The organism is Kitasatospora sp. NPDC056076 (genome assembly GCF_042266305.1).
Taxonomy (GTDB): Bacteria; Actinomycetota; Actinomycetes; order Streptomycetales; family Streptomycetaceae; genus Kitasatospora.
Window position 1 is genome coordinate 109,014 of record NZ_JBHJWG010000014.1, and the last position, 15,274, is coordinate 124,287.

Consider the following 15,274-nt stretch of genomic DNA (forward strand, 5'->3'; position numbering starts at 1 on the left):
CTGTCCTGGGAACGGGGTCGGGGCGTGTCACGGCACGCCTCAGGAGTGACGGCGGCGGCGTGCCTGCCAGACGGCGCCACCGGCGAGGATGGCGACCAGCGCGCCGCCGGCGGCCAGGCCGAGGTCCGGGCCGCTGCCGCTGCTGCCACTGCCGCCGTCGGCGCCGGCCTTGGGCTGGGCGGCGGCGCCCGCGTCCACCTGGTCGCCGCAACCGGCCCCCGGGTAGCCGGCGATGGCGCACAGCATCCCGTTGGACTCGTAGCGCAGCGGCGGGGCCACGGCGGCCAGCACCTCGGCCGAGGTGGCGCGCGGTGCGACGCTCGCGCAGGCGGTCCGCGACCCGGGCGGCGCGGCGGCGGACGCTCCGGCGTCCTGGGCCGTGCCGAAGTCCAGCACCACGGCGACCCGCTTGCGGCCGTCCTGGGCGGGGGTGGCGGCGCAGATCCCGTCGAACCCGGACGCCGTGCGCGGCCGGGCGGCGTCCTGTCCGCCGTCCGGGCTGAGGGCGAACCGCCAGCCGTCCACCGAGCCGTCCGGCGGCACGGAGATCGCGGGCCCCTGCTGCTGGTACGCCCAGGCCCCGCCGTCGGCCCCGCGCCAGAACGACCAGTACCGGTACCCGGCGGCCTGCGCCGGGGTGGCGCAGGCCAGCAGGACCAGGGTGCCGAGCAGGGTGAGCAGCAGGGCGGCCGGTGCCCGCCGGGGGCCGCGGCCCCCGGCGACGTCACGCAGGGCCCGCATCAGAGCTTCGGGTTGCGCTTGCGCTGGAGGCTGAGCAGCAGCCCGCCGCCGACGCCGATCAGGAGGCCGACGATGATCAGCCAGAACTGCCCGATGCCGTCGCTCTTCTTCTTCGCCGGGGTGGCGGTGGTCGAGGCGGCCTCGGCCTTGGGCGCCGGGCCGAGGGCGGTGAGCTGGCCGGTGAGGGCGGCGTCGCCGCGGTGGGTGGCCTGGCCGACCAGCAGGAGGGTGGCGGTGGCGGCGGCGTCGGTGCCGTTCTTGGTCCAGGTGGCGCCCTGCCCCTCCAGCCAGTCGACGGCGTCGGTGGCCTCGTCGGGGTGGCCGCTCTGGACGAGGGCGAGGGCGGCCCAGGCGGTGGCGGTGTAGTCGGGCTTGGGCTCGGCGCCGGGGGTGGTGAGGGTGAGGTGCCCGTCGCCGGAGCCGAGCTGGGCGGCGAGGTAGGCGCTGACGGCCTCGCCCGCTTCGGCGTGCGGCACGGTGGCGGGCGCGGAGCCGTCGGCGCAGGCGAGGGGCTTGGCGGTGGCGTCGGCGTGCACCGAGGAGGCGACCGGCAGGTGCCCGCCGGCGGCGGCGAGGGCGGCCTGGGCGGTGGCGAGGGTGTTGGGGGCGAGCGTGCCGGCGGCCGGGTCGGGCTGGAAGGCGAAGGCGCCGCGCTGGTCGGCGGGGGCGGCGCAGCCGAGCTGGAAGCGGGCGAGGCCGTCGAAGGCGTTCTTCCCGGCGGCGCCGCCGGTGCCGGGCTTGGCGATGCTCGCCGGGTCGGTCCGGGCGGCGAACAGCGCGTTGACGACGAGGCCGGTGGAGTTGGCGTCGCCGGGGTTGCCGGGGTTGTAGGCCCAGCTGCCGTCGGCGTTCTGGTTGGCCTTGAGCCACTGGAGGCCCTTGTCGACGGCGGGCTGGTGCCCGCCGACGGCGACCAGGGCCTGGAGGGCGACGGCGGTGGCGTTGCTGTCCTCGGTCTTGGGGTCGCAGGCCGCGCCGGGGGCCCGGTAGGAGGGCCAGCCGCCGTCCTCGCACTGCTGTCCGGTGAGCCAGTCGACGGCGGAGTCGGCGGGGGTGACCTTGGCCGCCGTCAGCGCGGTGAGCGCGAGGGACTGCCGCCAGACGCCGTCGTACGTCGGGTCGCTCTTGCCGTACAGGCCGTCCGGGGTGGCGGCGGCCGTGGGCGACGGGCTGTCGGCGAGGGCCGGTCCGGCGGCGAGGCCGGCGAGCAGCGCGGCGGACAGGGCGGCGGCGCCCAGGCGGGCGGCGGTCAGCATGGTGCGGTGTGCCTTTCGGTGAGCGGTGGCGGGCCCCGGCGGGGGCCGTTCCGTAGTCCTCGACGGGTGCCGGGCGGGTGCGGGTGCCCGGTTCGCCGCTCGTCCCTCCCCGGGTGCCCCGGCTCGCCCGGGGCGCCGGGGGCGCGGTCGGGCTCACGGTTGCGGGTCAGCGCCGGATTCGCACCGGCTTCCCCCGGGGGAGGAGCGGGATGGAGTTGTGCTGCCCGTCGACTCTAACCGCCGGGCCGCGGCGCGCGGGTCGGCCGGGGCGGCGCGGGGCTGGAACAGGTTCCAGTAATCGCCCCCGGTGGCCGTCCCGCCGGCCGGGGCGGTCAGGGCAGTGCGAGCAGCCGGGCCGCGGTGTGCAGGTCGGCCCGGACCTCGGCGATCGAGGCGCGCCCGGAGAGCCAGGCGACCAGGGCCGAGTGCCAGGTGTGCTCGATCACCCGGACGGCCGCGCGCTGGCCCTCGCTGGGCGGGCCGGACTGCCCGATCGCGTCCAGGATGAGCTGTCCGGTGGCGGCGCTGACCTGGTCCACCTCGGTGCCGACCGAGCGGTCCGCGAAGCTGAGCGCCCGGACCATCGCCTCGGCCAGCAGCGGCTCGCGCTGGAGCGCGTGGAAGGCCCGGGTGAGGGCGTCGGCGACCCGCAGGGCCGGCTCCGGATCGGTCGTCGGGTGCCGCCGGATGTGCTCCTGGAGCCCCTGGAGCTGCTCCAGCATGACCGCGACCAGCAGGTGGACCTTGGACGGGAAGTACCGGTACAGCGTCCCGAGGGCGACCTGGGCGCTCTCCGCGACCTCCCGCATCTGCACCGCCTCGTACCCGCCGCGGGCGGCCAGCGCGGTGGCGGCGCGCAGGATGCGGCGGCGCCGCTCGGCCTGGCGCGCGGACAGCGGCGGCTCGCCCGGTGCGGGGGAGGCGGGGCTCACGGACGTGGTCGGCGACGGCAAGGGTGCTCCCGGGGGCGCGTGGGTGGCGGCGTGCTCCAGAAAGGTCGACCCGAAGGCGACCCGCGGTCGGTCGGGCCCGGCGTGGCGGGAATCACCAGCCCTGGCTCCTGAGCGAAAGCTACGGGCCGGTATCTTCGAGGTCTCTCATTGTTCACACGGTCGATGACGAGTTCCACAGCCACTGAAACCTGATCTACTTTAGCGACCGGTGCCACCGTTGGGCGCCGCTCGCACCGATAGCAGCCAGAGATGAGGGCCGAGGATGACCGCGCAGCCGCTGCGGATTGCCCTGCTGTCATACCGCGGGGACCCGTTCTGCGGCGGTCAGGGCGTGTACGTACGGCACCTCTCCCGGGAGCTGGCGCGGCTCGGCCACCACGTGGACGTGATCGGCGCCCAGCCCTACCCCGTGCTGGACGAGGTCGAGGGCCCCGGCTCGGTCCGCCTGGTCGAGCTGCCCAGCCTGGACCTCTACCGCGCCGACGACCCCTTCCGCACCCCCGCCCGCGGTGAGTTCCGCGGCCCGGTGGACGTGCTGGAGTTCGCCACCATGCGCACCGGCGGCTTCCCCGAACCGCTCACCTTCTCGCTGCGCGCCCGGCAGTACCTGGCCCGGCACAAGGGCCGCTACGACGTGGTGCACGACAACCAGACCCTCGGCTACGGCCTGCTCGGCCTGGCCCGGCACGGCTTCCCGCTGGTCACCACGATCCACCACCCGATCACCGTGGACCGGCAGTTGGAGCTGGACGCGGCCACCACCCGGGGCAAGCGGCTGTCGCTGCGCCGCTGGTACGCCTTCACCCGGATGCAGCGCCGGGTCGCGGCCCGGCTGGACCACGTGATCACCGTCTCCGGCACCTCGCAGCGCGAGATCGCCGAGCACCTGGGCGCCGCCCCCGGCGCGATCTCGGTGGTGCCGATCGGCGCCGACACCCGCCTCTGGTCGCCCTCGGCGCGGATCGAGCGGGTCCCGGGCCGGATCGTCACCACCTCCAGCGCGGACGTGCCGCTCAAGGGCCTGGTGTTCCTGGTCGAGGCGCTGGCCAAGGTCCGCACCGAGCGGGACGCCCACCTGGTGGTGGTCGGCAAGCCGCAGAAGGAGGACGGGCCGGTGGCCGAGGCGGTGCGCCGCTTCGGGCTGGCGGAGCACATCGAGTTCCGCACCGGGCTGAGCGACCGCGAGCTGGTCGACCTGTACCGCTCGGCGGAGGTCGCCTGCGTCCCGTCGCTGTACGAGGGCTTCTCGCTGCCCGCCGCCGAGGCGATGGCCACCGGCACCCCGCTGGTGGCGACCACCGGCGGGGCGATCCCCGAGGTGGCCGGGCCGGACGGCGGGACCAGCCTGGCGGTGCCGCCGGGGGACGCGGGCGCCCTGGCCGCCGCGCTCGGCCGGCTGCTGGACGACCCGGAGCTGCGCGCCGGGCTCGGCGCGGCCGGCCGCGAGCGGGTGCTGGCCCGGTTCACCTGGGAGCGGGCCGCCGAGCTGACCGCCGAGGCCTACCGCGCGGCGATCGCCACCGGCGTCGGCGCCCGGGCCCGCTCCGGGCCGGGCTGGCGGTACGTGCCCTGAGGGGCGGGCTCGTGAGCGAGCCGCTCCGGGGTTGAGGCGAGTGTGACCTGACGAAGCGTCAAGAACGCTTGGTGGCAATAGAAATGGGAGCCCTGCAGTGCTGACCGTCGATTTCTCGCGCTTCCCGCTCGCCCCCGGCGACCGGGTGCTCGACCTGGGCTGCGGCGGGGGCCGGCACGCGTTCGAGTGCTACCGCCGCGGCGCCAACGTGATCGCCCTCGACCAGAACGCCGAGGAGATCGCCGAGGTCAAGAAGTGGTTCGCGGCGATGGAGCTGGCCGGCGAGGCCCCCGAGGGCGCGTCGGCGGTCGCGATGGAGGGCAACGCGCTGGCGCTGCCGTTCGAGGACGACTACTTCGACAAGATCATCATCTCCGAGGTGATGGAGCACATACCCGATGACAAGGGCGTGCTCAACGAGATGTTCCGGGTCCTCAAGCCGGGCGGCCTGATCGCCGTCACCGTGCCGCGCTGGCTGCCGGAGAAGATCTGCTGGGCGCTGTCCGACGAGTACCACGAGGTCGAGGGCGGCCACATCCGGATCTACCGGGGCGACGAGCTGCTCGGCAAGCTCAAGGACGCCGGCCTGGAGCCGTACGGCACCCACCACGCGCACGCCCTGCACTCGCCGTACTGGTGGATCAAGTGCGCGGTCGGCGTGGACAACGACAAGGCGCTGCCGGTCAAGGCCTACCACCAGCTGCTGGTCTGGGACATCGTCGGCACCCCGGTGATCAGCTCGATCACCAAGGCCGCCGAGAAGGCGCTCAACCCGCTCATCGGCAAGAGCTTCGTCGCCTACGCCTCCAAGCCGAACAAGGTCGAGCGCGCGCCGGGCGGGGCGGAGTGACCGCCGCCGTCCCCGAGGTGCTGCTGCTCGACGGGGTGCTGGACGCCGAGCAGGCGGCCGACACCGTGCGCAGCATCCTGGCCGAGCAGCGCCCCGACGGCGCCATCCCCTGGTTCGCGGGCCACCACCTCGACCCCTGGGACCACACCGAGGCCGCGATGGCCCTGGACACCGCCGGGGAGCACGCCGCCGCCGAGGCCGCCTACCGCTGGCTCGCCTCCCGGCAGAACCCCGACGGCTCCTGGTACGCCGCGTACACCGACGGCACGGTCACCGACCGGGCCAAGGAGAGCAACTTCTGCGCGTACATCGCGGTCGGGGTCTGGCACCACCACCTCAGCACCGGCGACGACGCCTTCCTGGAGTGGATCTGGCCGGTGGTCCGGCGGGCGCTGGACTTCATCGTCGGCCTGCGGCTGCCCGGCGGCCCGATCGCCTGGCGGGTCGGCGAGGACGGCGCGGCCACCGAGGAGGCGCTGCTCACCGGCTCGTCCAGCATCCTGCACGCGCTGCGCTGCGGGCTGGCCGTCGCCGACTACCTGGAGGAGCCGCAGCCCGACTGGGAGCTCGCGGCCGGCCGGCTGCGGCACGCCATCGCCCACCACCCCGAGCGGTTCCTCGACAAGGACCGCTACTCGATGGACTGGTACTACCCGGTGCTCGGCACCGGCCTGCGCGGCGACGCGGCGGTGGCGCGGATCGAGCGGGACTGGGAGCGCTTCGTCGTCCCCGGCCTCGGCGTGCGCTGCGTCAGCGACCGCCCGTGGGTGACCGGCGGCGAGAGCGCCGAACTGGCGCTCGCGCTCTGGGCGATCGGCCAGTCCGACCGCGCGGTGGACATCCTGCGCTGGATCCAGCGGCACCTGCGGCACGAGGACGGCTCGTACTGGACCGGGTACGTCTTCGAGGACGACGCGATCTGGCCCGAGGAGCGCACCACCTGGACGGCCGGGGCGCTGCTGCTCGCGGTCGCCGCGCTCGGCGGGGACCCGGCGACCGTCGCGGTCTTCGGCGGGGACCAGCTGCCCGCCGGGCTGGTGGTCCAGGACTGCTGCTGAGGGCCTCCCGGCCCCGGGGACACGGAAGGGGCGGGACCGGTGATCCGGTCCCGCCCCTTCTCCGTGCCGTCGCGCGGCTCGCGTCCGCGCCGCGGCGTCAGCCGCGCTGGATGCCGGCGGTGTCGGCCAGCACGCCCTGGGTGCCGTCCGGCAGCTGGGCGACCAGGGCCGCGCCGCGCTGCTCGACGGCCAGGTACCAGGTGCCCGGCACGACCTCGCCGACCGGGGCGCCGACCGGGTTGTCCTTCGGGGCCAGCTGGCGCGGGGCCGGGACGGCGAACCAGAAGGGCTGGAAGTCCGCCGCCGGGGCGGCCGGCTGCTGGGCGGCCGGGGTCGGCTGCGGGGCCGGCGCGGCGGCGTCCTGCGGACCGGCCTGCACCGGCTGGCCCGGCTGCGGCTGGCCGGCGGCCGGGTAGCCGTAGCCACCGGCCGGCTGGGCGCCGAAGGCCGGGTCGTGACCCTGGTTCGGGTAGCCGTACTGGCCCGGGCCGGGCTGGCCGGGGGCACCCGGGTGGCCGGGCTGACCCGGCATCGGGTAGCCGCCCTGGTACGGGACGGCCGGGCGCTCGTTGACCAGCGGGGCCTTGAGCGCCGGCACCAGCGGTGCGGCCGCGGCCGCACCGGCCAGCACGAGCAGCGAGATGAGGCCGAGCCAGGCGCCGAAGCCGTGGCTGAGCGTGGTGGCCGTCGGGCCCCCGCCGAGCGCCCAGACCGAGGTCCAGAGCGCGGCGACGCTGAACGCGATGCCCCACTGGTCCAGCCGCAGGCCGAGCACCTGGCGGTTGGCCGCGGCGGGGCCCTGGAAGCGCTGCACCAGGATCAGGACGGCCGCGGCGATCCCCAGGAGGTAGATCGACGGCAGGATGGGGAACAGCTGGGTGCTCCACGCGTTCTGCGAGGTGTCCCCGCAGTACCGGCCGCTGCAGTCCACGGTCCAGTAGGGCAGGAAGGAGGCGATGAACAGCAGGACGGCCGCGCCTGCGACGGCGGCGTCTCCCCTGGTGAGAGCGCGCAGATTCACTTACGTTCCCCTCGTTGACGTGTCGTGGACGGTGCTTCGTGCGGTCGGTCCGACCGGCCGAAACTCCCGAACGGACCAGAAGCCTAGGCCCAACCGTCCCACCGGTGCACGGCGGGACCGGGAACGGGTCGAAGTCGTTGCAAACCGTGCCGACTCGGCGGGTGTCCGCCGGTCGGCCCGCTTCGCCCCAACTCCCTTGCCCGGTCCGGTCAGTGGGTGGTCAGGAAGGCGCCCAGCGCGTCGGCGATCCCCTGGGCGGCCTGCTGCCGCCACTGAGGGTCCGTCATCCGTCGGGCGTCCGCGGAGTTGCGCATGTTACCGCACTCGATGAACACCTTGGGAACCGCGGAGAGGTTGAGGCCGCCCAGGTCGGAGCGGGTGTCCAGGCCGTCCTTGGCGATGTAGTCGGCGTACGGCTCGCCGGTCGCGGCGTGGAAGCGGTCGCGCAGCAGCAGGCCCAGCCGGCGCGAGGGTTCGACGATCGCGGAGTTGTCCGCCGTACCGGCGACCACCTTGGCGGGCAGGATCACGTGGAAGCCGCTGCCGCTCGCCGGCGCGCCGTCGCCGTGCACCGACAGCGCGACGTCCGCGTGGGCGTCGGCGCCCGCCCTGGCCCGCTCGTCGACGCACGGGCCCCACGGGCGGTCGCCGTCCTGCACCATGACGACCTTGGCGCCCCGGGCGGTGAGCAGGGCGCGGGCCCGGCGGGTGACGTCCAGGGTGTAGTCGGCCTCGGTGTAGCCCGCGTTGGTCTCGGTGCCGGTGGTGTCGCACTCCTTGTGGCCGTTGCCGACGTCCACCTGACGGTTGATCTCGGTGGGGTGGGAGAAGTTGCCGGGGTTGTGGCCGGGGTCGAGCACCACGGTGCGGCCGGCCAGGTCGCCGCCGCCGGCCGGGGCCTGCGGGGTGGCGGCGGGCGTCGGCGTACCGGTGGGCGCGCCCGTCGTCGGGTCCGGGACGGGGCTCGTCGTCGTGCCTGTCGCCGTGCCCGTCGCCGGCTCCGGGGACGGGTCGGTCGGGGTGGTGCCGGTCGGGGTGGCGCCGGTCGGCGACGAGGCGGGTTGCGCGGCGGCCGTGGCGGCCGCCGGGCCGGAGCCGTCCAGGGCCTGCCAGCCGAACCAGCCCGCCGTGCAGAGCGGAACGACCACCGCCACCGCGGTGGCGGTGCGCAGCAGGGCGGAACGGCGGGGGGCGGGGGAGGTCGGGCCGGTCACGGGCTGTTCAGATCCTGTCCGAGGTGGGCGGGGTGAGGCCGTAGGCGTCCGCGATCGGCTTCCACTTGGTCAGGAAGTCGTTCTTCGCCTGGGTCGCCTGCGGGTTGAGCTCGTCCGCGTGCTTCTTGTCCGGCGTGCTCGGCGCGTTGCCGGAGCAGCCCTGCTTGGCCACGGCGCGGGCCCAGGCCGCGTACGCCTTGTCGATGTCGGCGGACAGCTGCCAGGCGGACTTCAACGAGTTCACCGCGTCCGCGCCGCCCGGGACGTCCGTGACGCTCAGCTTGGCGAGCTTGCCCAGCAGCCCCTGGCGCTGGCCGGCCCCGCTGTCGAAGACCTGCGCCGCGCTCTCGATGTCGGCCTTCGACGGGCAGCTGCTGACCTTGGCGACGGCGTTGCCGATCTGCGTCCTGGCGTTGCCGCCCTCGGTGAGCAGTCCGTCCAGCGCCTGCGCCTGGGCCTTGGCGTTCGGGCCGGCCGTGGTCGCGGACGGGGCCGGCGTGTCGGAGGGCGTGGCCGTGGCGCCGGGCGCGGCGTCCGTGCCGGTGGGCGCCGGGGCGGGCGGCGGGTTGCCGGCACCGGTCGCGGCGCCGGCCGGCGGGGTGGGCGCGGCCTGGCCGCCCTTGTCACCGCCCTGGGCCGCGTACAGCAGGCCGCCGCCGACGGCCAGCACCAGCAGGACCGCGAAGCCGATCAGCAGCGGGGCCCGGCGGTTGCCCGGGCGGTCCCCGTCGTCCTCGTGGTCGGGCGGGAGGGCGGCCGGGTGGTCCGGCCGGGCCGGGTACGGCGGGGCGCTGTACGGGGCCTGCGGGTTCTGCGGGGTCTGCGGGTAGGGCGGCGGCGGGTACCCGTACCCGCCCTGCTGGTCCGCGGCCTGCTGGTACGGGTTGCCGGCCGGAGGCGGCGGCGGGTAGACGTACCCGGGGCCGGGGAGCGGCCCGCCCTGGGTGCCGCGGTCCTGCGGGGTCGCGTGCGAGGGGAACGGCGCCGCCGCGGGCGGGGCGCCCGGCGCCGGGGCGATCCGGGGGAGGGCGGCGGTGGGCGCGCCGGGGCCCGGGGGCGGGGGCGGCGGGGTGGCCGGGCCCGACATGTCCGGCGCCGGGCCGAAGCCCGGGGCGGTGGACAGGTACGGGCGGCCGCCCAGCGGCGGGTCCTGGTCCTCGGCCGCGCCCGGGGCGGGGGAGCCGGTCGGTGCGGCAGGATCGGCCCCGGCGTCCGGGCGCTGCGGATTGCGGACCCAGCCGCCCGCGCCGCCGCGCGCGGTCGGGTCCCAGACCGCCGGAGCGGTGTTGTGCTGGTCCGTCATGTGCCGCTGGCCCCCACCGTCCGCCGATGCTCTGCCTGGTGCTGCCGCCCGTGCCGCAGCTGCCTGGTGCTGCGCGGACACCGTACCGTTCGAACCCCCGCCCGACAGCCCAGGCACGACGTTAGAGCATCGGGGCGTGGCTGCGGGGGGTATCTCGCGGTGCGGTCGGGGCGGGGGCCGGTGTGCGGGAGCCTCGGGCGGACAGGGCTAGGCGGCGGCCCGGCGCAGGACGCGCAGCGAACCGGTCACCGAGACCTCCTCGAAGCCCTCGGCCAGCGCCCGCAGGTAGACCCGGTACGGGGCCTGGCCGCCGTCCGCGGGGTCCGGGAACACGTCGTGCACCACCAGCAGGCCCTCCGGCGCCAGGTGCGGCGCCCAGCCCTCGTAGTCGCCGGTGGCGTGCTCGTCGGTGTGCCCGCCGTCGATGAAGACCAGGGCGAGCGGGCGCCCCCACAGCGCGGCGATCTGCGGCGAGCGGCCGACCAGCGCGACCACGTGCTCCTCCAGCCCCGCCGCGTGCAGGGTGCGGCGGAACCGGGGCAGGGTGTCCATCCGGCCGACCTCCGGGTCCACCAGGGTCGGGTCGTGGTACTCCCAGCCCGGCTGCTGCTCCTCCGAGCCGCGGTGGTGGTCCACGGTCAGCGCGACCGTCCCGGCCTCCCGGGCCGCGGCGGCCAGCAGGACCGCCGAGCGGCCGCAGTAGGTGCCGATCTCCAGCACCGGCAGCCCGGTGCGCCGGGCCACCGCCACCGCCGCCTCGTAGAGCGCGAGGCCCTCGTCCACCGGCATGAACCCGGTGGCCGTCTCGAACGCCGCCAGCACCTCCGGCGCCGGGCGGGCGCCCTCCAGCAGGTCGGACATGCGGTGCTCCTCGGGTTCGGGCGGCGGACGGACGTGCTCGGACCCTACTCGACGGTAGCGGGGCGGCCGCCGGGAGGTCGGCCGGTCCGGTCGGCGGCGTGCCGTCGGCCGAGGCCGTGAGCACGGCGATCATGATGGCGGGCCGGATCGTCGCTGCGCAGAGGGCTTGTTCGTACTGTGATCACTCCGCCGGGCCGCCGCACCCGCGCCGTTCTGGAACGCGTTCTAGTCCGTGCCCGGCGGCCGTGCCAGAATCGCCCCGACCCTTGACCCGATGACCCGAGGCACACCGGGAGCAGCCCATGCGCGCAGCCGTCCTGCACAAGACCGGCCAGGACACCCTCGACGTCCGCGAGGACGTCACGGCGCTCGGCTTCGGACCGGGCACCGTACGGGTCCGGATGCGCGCCGCCAGCCTGTGCCACTCGGACCTCTCCGCGATGAGCGGGATCCTGCCGCAGCCCGCGCCCTTCGTCCCCGGGCACGAGGGCGCCGGGGACGTCGTCGAGGTCGGCGAGGGCGTCACCGGCGTCGCCCCCGGCGACCGCGTGGTGCTCTGCTGGATGGCCCCCTGCGGACGCTGCGCCCACTGCGAGCGCGGCCGCGGCCACCTCTGCATCGCCAGCCTGCGGCGGCTCGGCGCCCCCGGCTTCCGGCTCGCCGACGACGGCACCGAGGCCTCCGGCTTCTACGGCACCGGCGCCTTCGCCGAGGAGGTGGTGGTCGCCGCCGACGCGGTGATCAAGGTGCCCGCCGACCTGCCGTACGAGGCCGCCGCCCTGATCGGCTGCGGCGTGACCACCGGCATCGGCGCCGCCGTCAACACCGCCCGGGTGGAGCCCGGTTCCTCGGTCGCGGTGATCGGCGCGGGCGGTGTCGGCGTGGCCACCGTCCAGGGCGCCCGGGTCTGCGGCGCCGCCCGGATCACCGTGGTCGACCCGGTCGCCTCGCGCCGCGAACGGGCCCTCGCCTTCGGCGCCACCGAGGCCATCGCGCCCGAGGAACTCAAGGCGTTCGCCAAGGGGTTGCCCGGCGGCGGCTTCGACCATGTCTTCGAGGCCGTCGGCCGCGCGGCCACCGTCCGGGCCGGCTACGACGCCGCCCGGCGCGGCGGCGCCGTCGTCGTCATCGGCGCGGGCGCGCAGGACGACCTCGCCCAGTTCACCATGGGGGAACTGTTCTTCAACGAGAAGCGGCTGCTGCCCTCGCTGTACGGCGGGGCGCCGGTCGCCCGCACGATCGCCCTGGTCGTGGACCTCTGGCGGGCCGGGCGGATCGACCTCGACGGGATGATCACCCACCGGGTCGGGCTGGCCGAGGTGAACCGGGCGATCGAGCAGATGCGCAGCGGCGAGGCGCTGCGGACGGTGATCTCGCTGGACTCCTGACGCCCCGCGCGCCCCGCCCCGCCCCACAGTGCGGTGGGGGTGGGAGTGGGGCGCGGGGTCGGGGTGACGTGCGAGGGCCCGCCGGGAAGTCTCCTCGGCGGGCCCTCGCGGGGTGTGTCGGTGTGTTCGGCGGATCAGCCCCGGGCGCCGGCGGCGCGGTGGCGGCCGTGCGGGTCCGTCCCGGGGGTGTCGTCGTCGGCCGAGCCGCCGCGGTGGCGGCCGTGCGACGCGGTGTCCTCGGCCGTCTTCTCGTCGGCGTCGGTCCCGTTGACCGCAGGGCCCGTGGTGTCGGTGAGGGTGTCGGACATGAGAAATCGTCTTCCGTGCGAGGGTGCAGGTCATCGGCGCCCGTCCGATGCCTGCGGCACACGGTCGGGTCCCCGATCGGGCGCTCGGAACGCGCCCACAGCCGGTGATCGCGGCCCGTGCCCCGGCCACCATAACGGCCGGGACGGACGAGATCCTATCGACCTCATGGGGCGAGTCCCGCCCCGCCCGCGGCCCCGGGGGCCACCCTGGAAGAACCCAGCCAGTGGCCGACGAGCTCGCGGTAGAACGGCGACAGCACCTGGAGGTCGCCGTGCCGGGCCAGCAGTCCGCGACCGCCGTCCAGCAGCAGCACCCGGTCCGCCCGCAGCGCCGAACTGATCCGGTGCGCGACCACCACCAGCGTCCCCGGCCGCGCGGCGAACGCCCGCTCCACCCGCTCCTCCGCGGCCGCCTCCAGATGGCAGGTCGCCTCGTCCAGCACCACCACCGGCGCGTCCGCCAGGTACGTCCGCACCAGAGCCAGCAACTGGCGCTCACCGGAGGACAGTTCACCCGGATCGCGCAGCGCGCCGGCCAACCCGCCCAGCCGCGCCACCAGCCCGTCCGCCCCCAGTCGCCCGACGGCCTCCGCGACCTCCCGCCCGGACGCGCCCGGGGCGAGCCAGGTCAGGTTCTCCCGCACCGACCCCGGGAACACGTACGCCTCCTGCGGCAGCAGCGCCACCCCGCGCGGGCCGCCACCGACCACCACCGCCCCCGCCGTCGGCGCCACCAGGCCCGCCAGCAGCCCCGCCAGGGTCGACTTCCCCACCCCGCTCGGCCCGACCACCGCCACGTGCTCCCCGGGGCGGAACTCCGCGTCCACCCCGTCCAGCACGGCCGGAGCGCCCGGTCCGTGGGCGTACCGCACCCCGACCAGCCGGACCGCGCCGAGCGGCACGCCGGGGGTGGGGAGGAGGGTGGGGGCGGGAGTGGGGACGGGGGTTGGCGTGGGGTTGGGCCCGGACTCGGTGGTCGATTCCGCCAGGCGGTCCAGCACCACGCCGAGGTTGAGCAGCCAGCCCCCGACCGTTCCCGCCAACGTCCGTACGGCCGGCTCCAGTTGCTGGAGGAGGTAGGTGGCGACGCCGAGCAGCCCGCCCGCCGTCAGCGCGTCGTGCGCCAGCAGCCAGGGCGCCGCCGCCAGGACGGCCAGGACCGGCAGCCGCCCGCCGAGCGCCACCACGAGCGCGCGCAGGGCCGACGCCCGGCCCAGCGCCCGGGAGGCGGCCGCGCTCTCCTGCGCCACCCCGGTCAGCGCCCGGGCGACCGCGTCGCCCGCCCCCGTCGCGTGCACGTCGCGCAGCCCGCGCAACGCCCGCCCGGCCTCGGCGGCGAGCCGTTCCTCGGCCAGGACCGCCGCCCGCCGCCCGGCCGCCAACGGCCGCAGCAGCCGAACGAACAGCAGCCCGGCCGCCAGTAGCGGCACCAGTACCAGCGGCAGCACGGCCGGCGCCAGCAGCGCCAGCCCGACCAGGGCGGCGACCAGCGTGACCCCCACCCCGCGCAGTGTGCGGAGCAGCGTCGCGGTCAACTGCCGTACGGACTCCACCTGTTCGGTCAACCGCGCGACGGCGGCCGGATCCGCCCGCGGCCGCGCCAGGGCGCCGCGGACCACCCGCTCCACCAGCGCGTCCCGCAGCGGTTCCACCACCCCCGCGAGGTACGGGAACCCGGCCCGAGCCGCGTACGCCCGCACCGCCATCGCCGCCCCGAACCCGCCCAACCAGGCCACCCCGACCCCCGGCCGCCCGGCCAGGAACCCCTGATCGACGGCGGCCGACACCAACAAGCCGGACACCAGCGGCGGCACCGCCTCCACCCCCGACCAGACGAGCAACCCCACCAGAGCTCCTCGCGTGCCCCGCATCGCCCCTACGGCCATCCCGACCCCGCGGTGCCGCTGCCTCCATTCCGGGGTGCGCCGACGGCCTCGCCCCCGCCCCCGGCCCGCCACTGTGCCCACCGCGGGTATCGGCGCGCTTGCCCCAGGCCACAGTTCCTCGGCCACCCGCACCCGTGCCCCGCCCCGCGCGGCCAGCCGCGTCAGTGCGGCTCGCGAGGCCCGCATCGGGTGTGCCAGCAGTTCCCTTCCCGACACCCCCGGCCGCGCCGCCCGCCGCCGACCCCCAGATGCCGGCGCCCCCACCGCAGGCTTCGAACTCCCGGCAGCCACCGTGCCCACCTCAGGTATCGGCGCGCTCGCCCCCGGCCGCGCGAGCGGCGCCGCCGAGGCCCCCGGCCGCAGCTCCTCGGCCACCGACACCCGTGCCCCGCCCCGCGCCGCCCGCAAGGGCCGTGCCAGCAGCCGCCACCGTGGCCGATGCCGGCGCTTGGGCGCGTCCGCCTCTCCTCCGGGGCGGGCGGACCGCCAGGTCGATGCGCCCGGCGCCCGTCGGTGGCCTGCTCGGGGCGGCGGTTGCACCGGAAGTCGGCCCTGCCGACTTCCGGTGTCGGGGTTGGCGTCGGCGCTTGTGCGGTGCGAGGTGGGCAATCCCATGGACGTCGATCCAGTCGGCTTTCGGAGAGGACGGGAAGTCGATCGGGCCGACTTCCCGTGCGGTCAGGGCGTGGTGGCTGAGCGGCGTGCACCAGAAGTCGACCCGGTCGACTTCTGGTGCAGGCGCGGAGGGCGCGGTGGGGCGGTAGGGCGGGGGTGCCGGCTGATCTCCCCGCACCGGAAGTCGATGAGCTCGACTTCCGGTGCGGCTGAGAGGAAGCGTCGAGAGCTCGGCAGGGCAGAGGGT

At 76.2% G+C, this 15,274-nt stretch carries 13 protein-coding genes and 1 riboswitch; of the genes, 4 read left to right on the forward strand and 9 right to left on the reverse strand.

Annotated elements, in window-relative coordinates:
- Window positions 1-39: 39 nt before the first annotated feature.
- From ACFC1T_RS14265 to ACFC1T_RS14275, 3 genes are all read right to left on the reverse strand, one after another.
- On the reverse strand, window positions 40-741 hold the full coding sequence (locus tag ACFC1T_RS14265) for an SCO2322 family protein (RefSeq protein WP_375887929.1): 702 nt from the start codon (window positions 739-741) through the stop codon (window positions 40-42).
- On the reverse strand, window positions 741-1,997 hold the full coding sequence (locus ACFC1T_RS14270; protein WP_375887931.1) for a prenyltransferase/squalene oxidase repeat-containing protein: 1,257 nt from the start codon (window positions 1,995-1,997) through the stop codon (window positions 741-743). The genes ACFC1T_RS14265 and ACFC1T_RS14270 overlap by 1 nt, the downstream gene beginning before the upstream one ends.
- A 112-nt stretch (window positions 1,998-2,109) precedes the next feature.
- Window positions 2,110-2,190, reverse strand: a riboswitch (cobalamin riboswitch).
- Between the two features lie 139 nt (window positions 2,191-2,329).
- A complete protein-coding gene (locus tag ACFC1T_RS14275; RefSeq protein ID WP_375887934.1) occupies window positions 2,330-2,950 on the reverse strand; it encodes a TetR family transcriptional regulator in 621 nt (206 codons plus the stop codon).
- 262 nt (window positions 2,951-3,212) lie between these two features.
- Between ACFC1T_RS14275 and ACFC1T_RS14280 the strand changes: the two genes are divergently transcribed.
- From ACFC1T_RS14280 to ACFC1T_RS14290, 3 genes are all read left to right on the forward strand, one after another.
- On the forward strand, window positions 3,213-4,523 hold the full coding sequence (locus ACFC1T_RS14280; protein WP_375887936.1) for a glycosyltransferase family 4 protein: 1,311 nt from the start codon (window positions 3,213-3,215) through the stop codon (window positions 4,521-4,523).
- Window positions 4,524-4,620: 97 nt separating this feature from the next.
- The gene (locus ACFC1T_RS14285) at window positions 4,621-5,373 is read left to right on the forward strand and encodes a class I SAM-dependent methyltransferase (RefSeq protein ID WP_375887939.1); all 753 of its coding nucleotides are present in this window, start codon (window positions 4,621-4,623) and stop codon (window positions 5,371-5,373) included.
- The gene (locus ACFC1T_RS14290; protein ID WP_375887942.1) at window positions 5,370-6,431 is read left to right on the forward strand and encodes a prenyltransferase; all 1,062 of its coding nucleotides are present in this window, start codon (window positions 5,370-5,372) and stop codon (window positions 6,429-6,431) included. The genes ACFC1T_RS14285 and ACFC1T_RS14290 overlap by 4 nt, the downstream gene beginning before the upstream one ends.
- A 97-nt stretch (window positions 6,432-6,528) precedes the next feature.
- Here the strand turns inward: ACFC1T_RS14290 and ACFC1T_RS14295 are convergent, their stop codons facing one another.
- The 4 genes from ACFC1T_RS14295 to ACFC1T_RS14310 all read right to left on the reverse strand — a co-directional run bounded on the left by ACFC1T_RS14295 (window position 6,529) and on the right by ACFC1T_RS14310 (window position 10,830).
- Complete coding sequence (locus ACFC1T_RS14295) at window positions 6,529-7,452, reverse strand: hypothetical protein (protein WP_375887945.1); 924 nt, start codon at window positions 7,450-7,452, stop codon at window positions 6,529-6,531.
- A gap of 209 nt (window positions 7,453-7,661) precedes the next feature.
- Window positions 7,662-8,666 carry an N-acetylmuramoyl-L-alanine amidase gene (locus ACFC1T_RS14300; protein ID WP_375887948.1) on the reverse strand — a complete coding sequence of 335 codons (1,005 nt, stop codon included), beginning with the start codon at window positions 8,664-8,666 and terminating at the stop codon, window positions 7,662-7,664.
- A gap of 7 nt (window positions 8,667-8,673) precedes the next feature.
- The gene (locus tag ACFC1T_RS14305) at window positions 8,674-9,969 is read right to left on the reverse strand and encodes a hypothetical protein (protein WP_375887951.1); all 1,296 of its coding nucleotides are present in this window, start codon (window positions 9,967-9,969) and stop codon (window positions 8,674-8,676) included.
- Between the two features lie 207 nt (window positions 9,970-10,176).
- Window positions 10,177-10,830, reverse strand: coding sequence for a class I SAM-dependent methyltransferase (locus tag ACFC1T_RS14310; protein WP_375887954.1), 654 nt, complete (start codon window positions 10,828-10,830; stop codon window positions 10,177-10,179).
- Between the two features lie 302 nt (window positions 10,831-11,132).
- Between ACFC1T_RS14310 and ACFC1T_RS14315 the strand changes: the two genes are divergently transcribed.
- Window positions 11,133-12,218 carry a Zn-dependent alcohol dehydrogenase gene (locus tag ACFC1T_RS14315; RefSeq protein WP_375887957.1) on the forward strand — a complete coding sequence of 362 codons (1,086 nt, stop codon included), beginning with the start codon at window positions 11,133-11,135 and terminating at the stop codon, window positions 12,216-12,218.
- A 134-nt stretch (window positions 12,219-12,352) separates the two neighbouring features.
- On the opposite strand, the gene ACFC1T_RS14320 is transcribed toward ACFC1T_RS14315, so the two are convergent.
- Both ACFC1T_RS14320 and ACFC1T_RS14325 read right to left on the reverse strand, forming a co-directional pair.
- Window positions 12,353-12,526 (reverse strand): hypothetical protein, encoded by a 174-nt coding sequence (locus ACFC1T_RS14320; RefSeq protein WP_375887959.1) that lies wholly within the window; start codon window positions 12,524-12,526, stop codon window positions 12,353-12,355.
- Window positions 12,527-12,690: 164 nt separating this feature from the next.
- A complete protein-coding gene (locus ACFC1T_RS14325) occupies window positions 12,691-14,373 on the reverse strand; it encodes an ATP-binding cassette domain-containing protein (RefSeq protein WP_375887962.1) in 1,683 nt (560 codons plus the stop codon).
- Window positions 14,374-15,274: the final 901 nt, after the last annotated feature.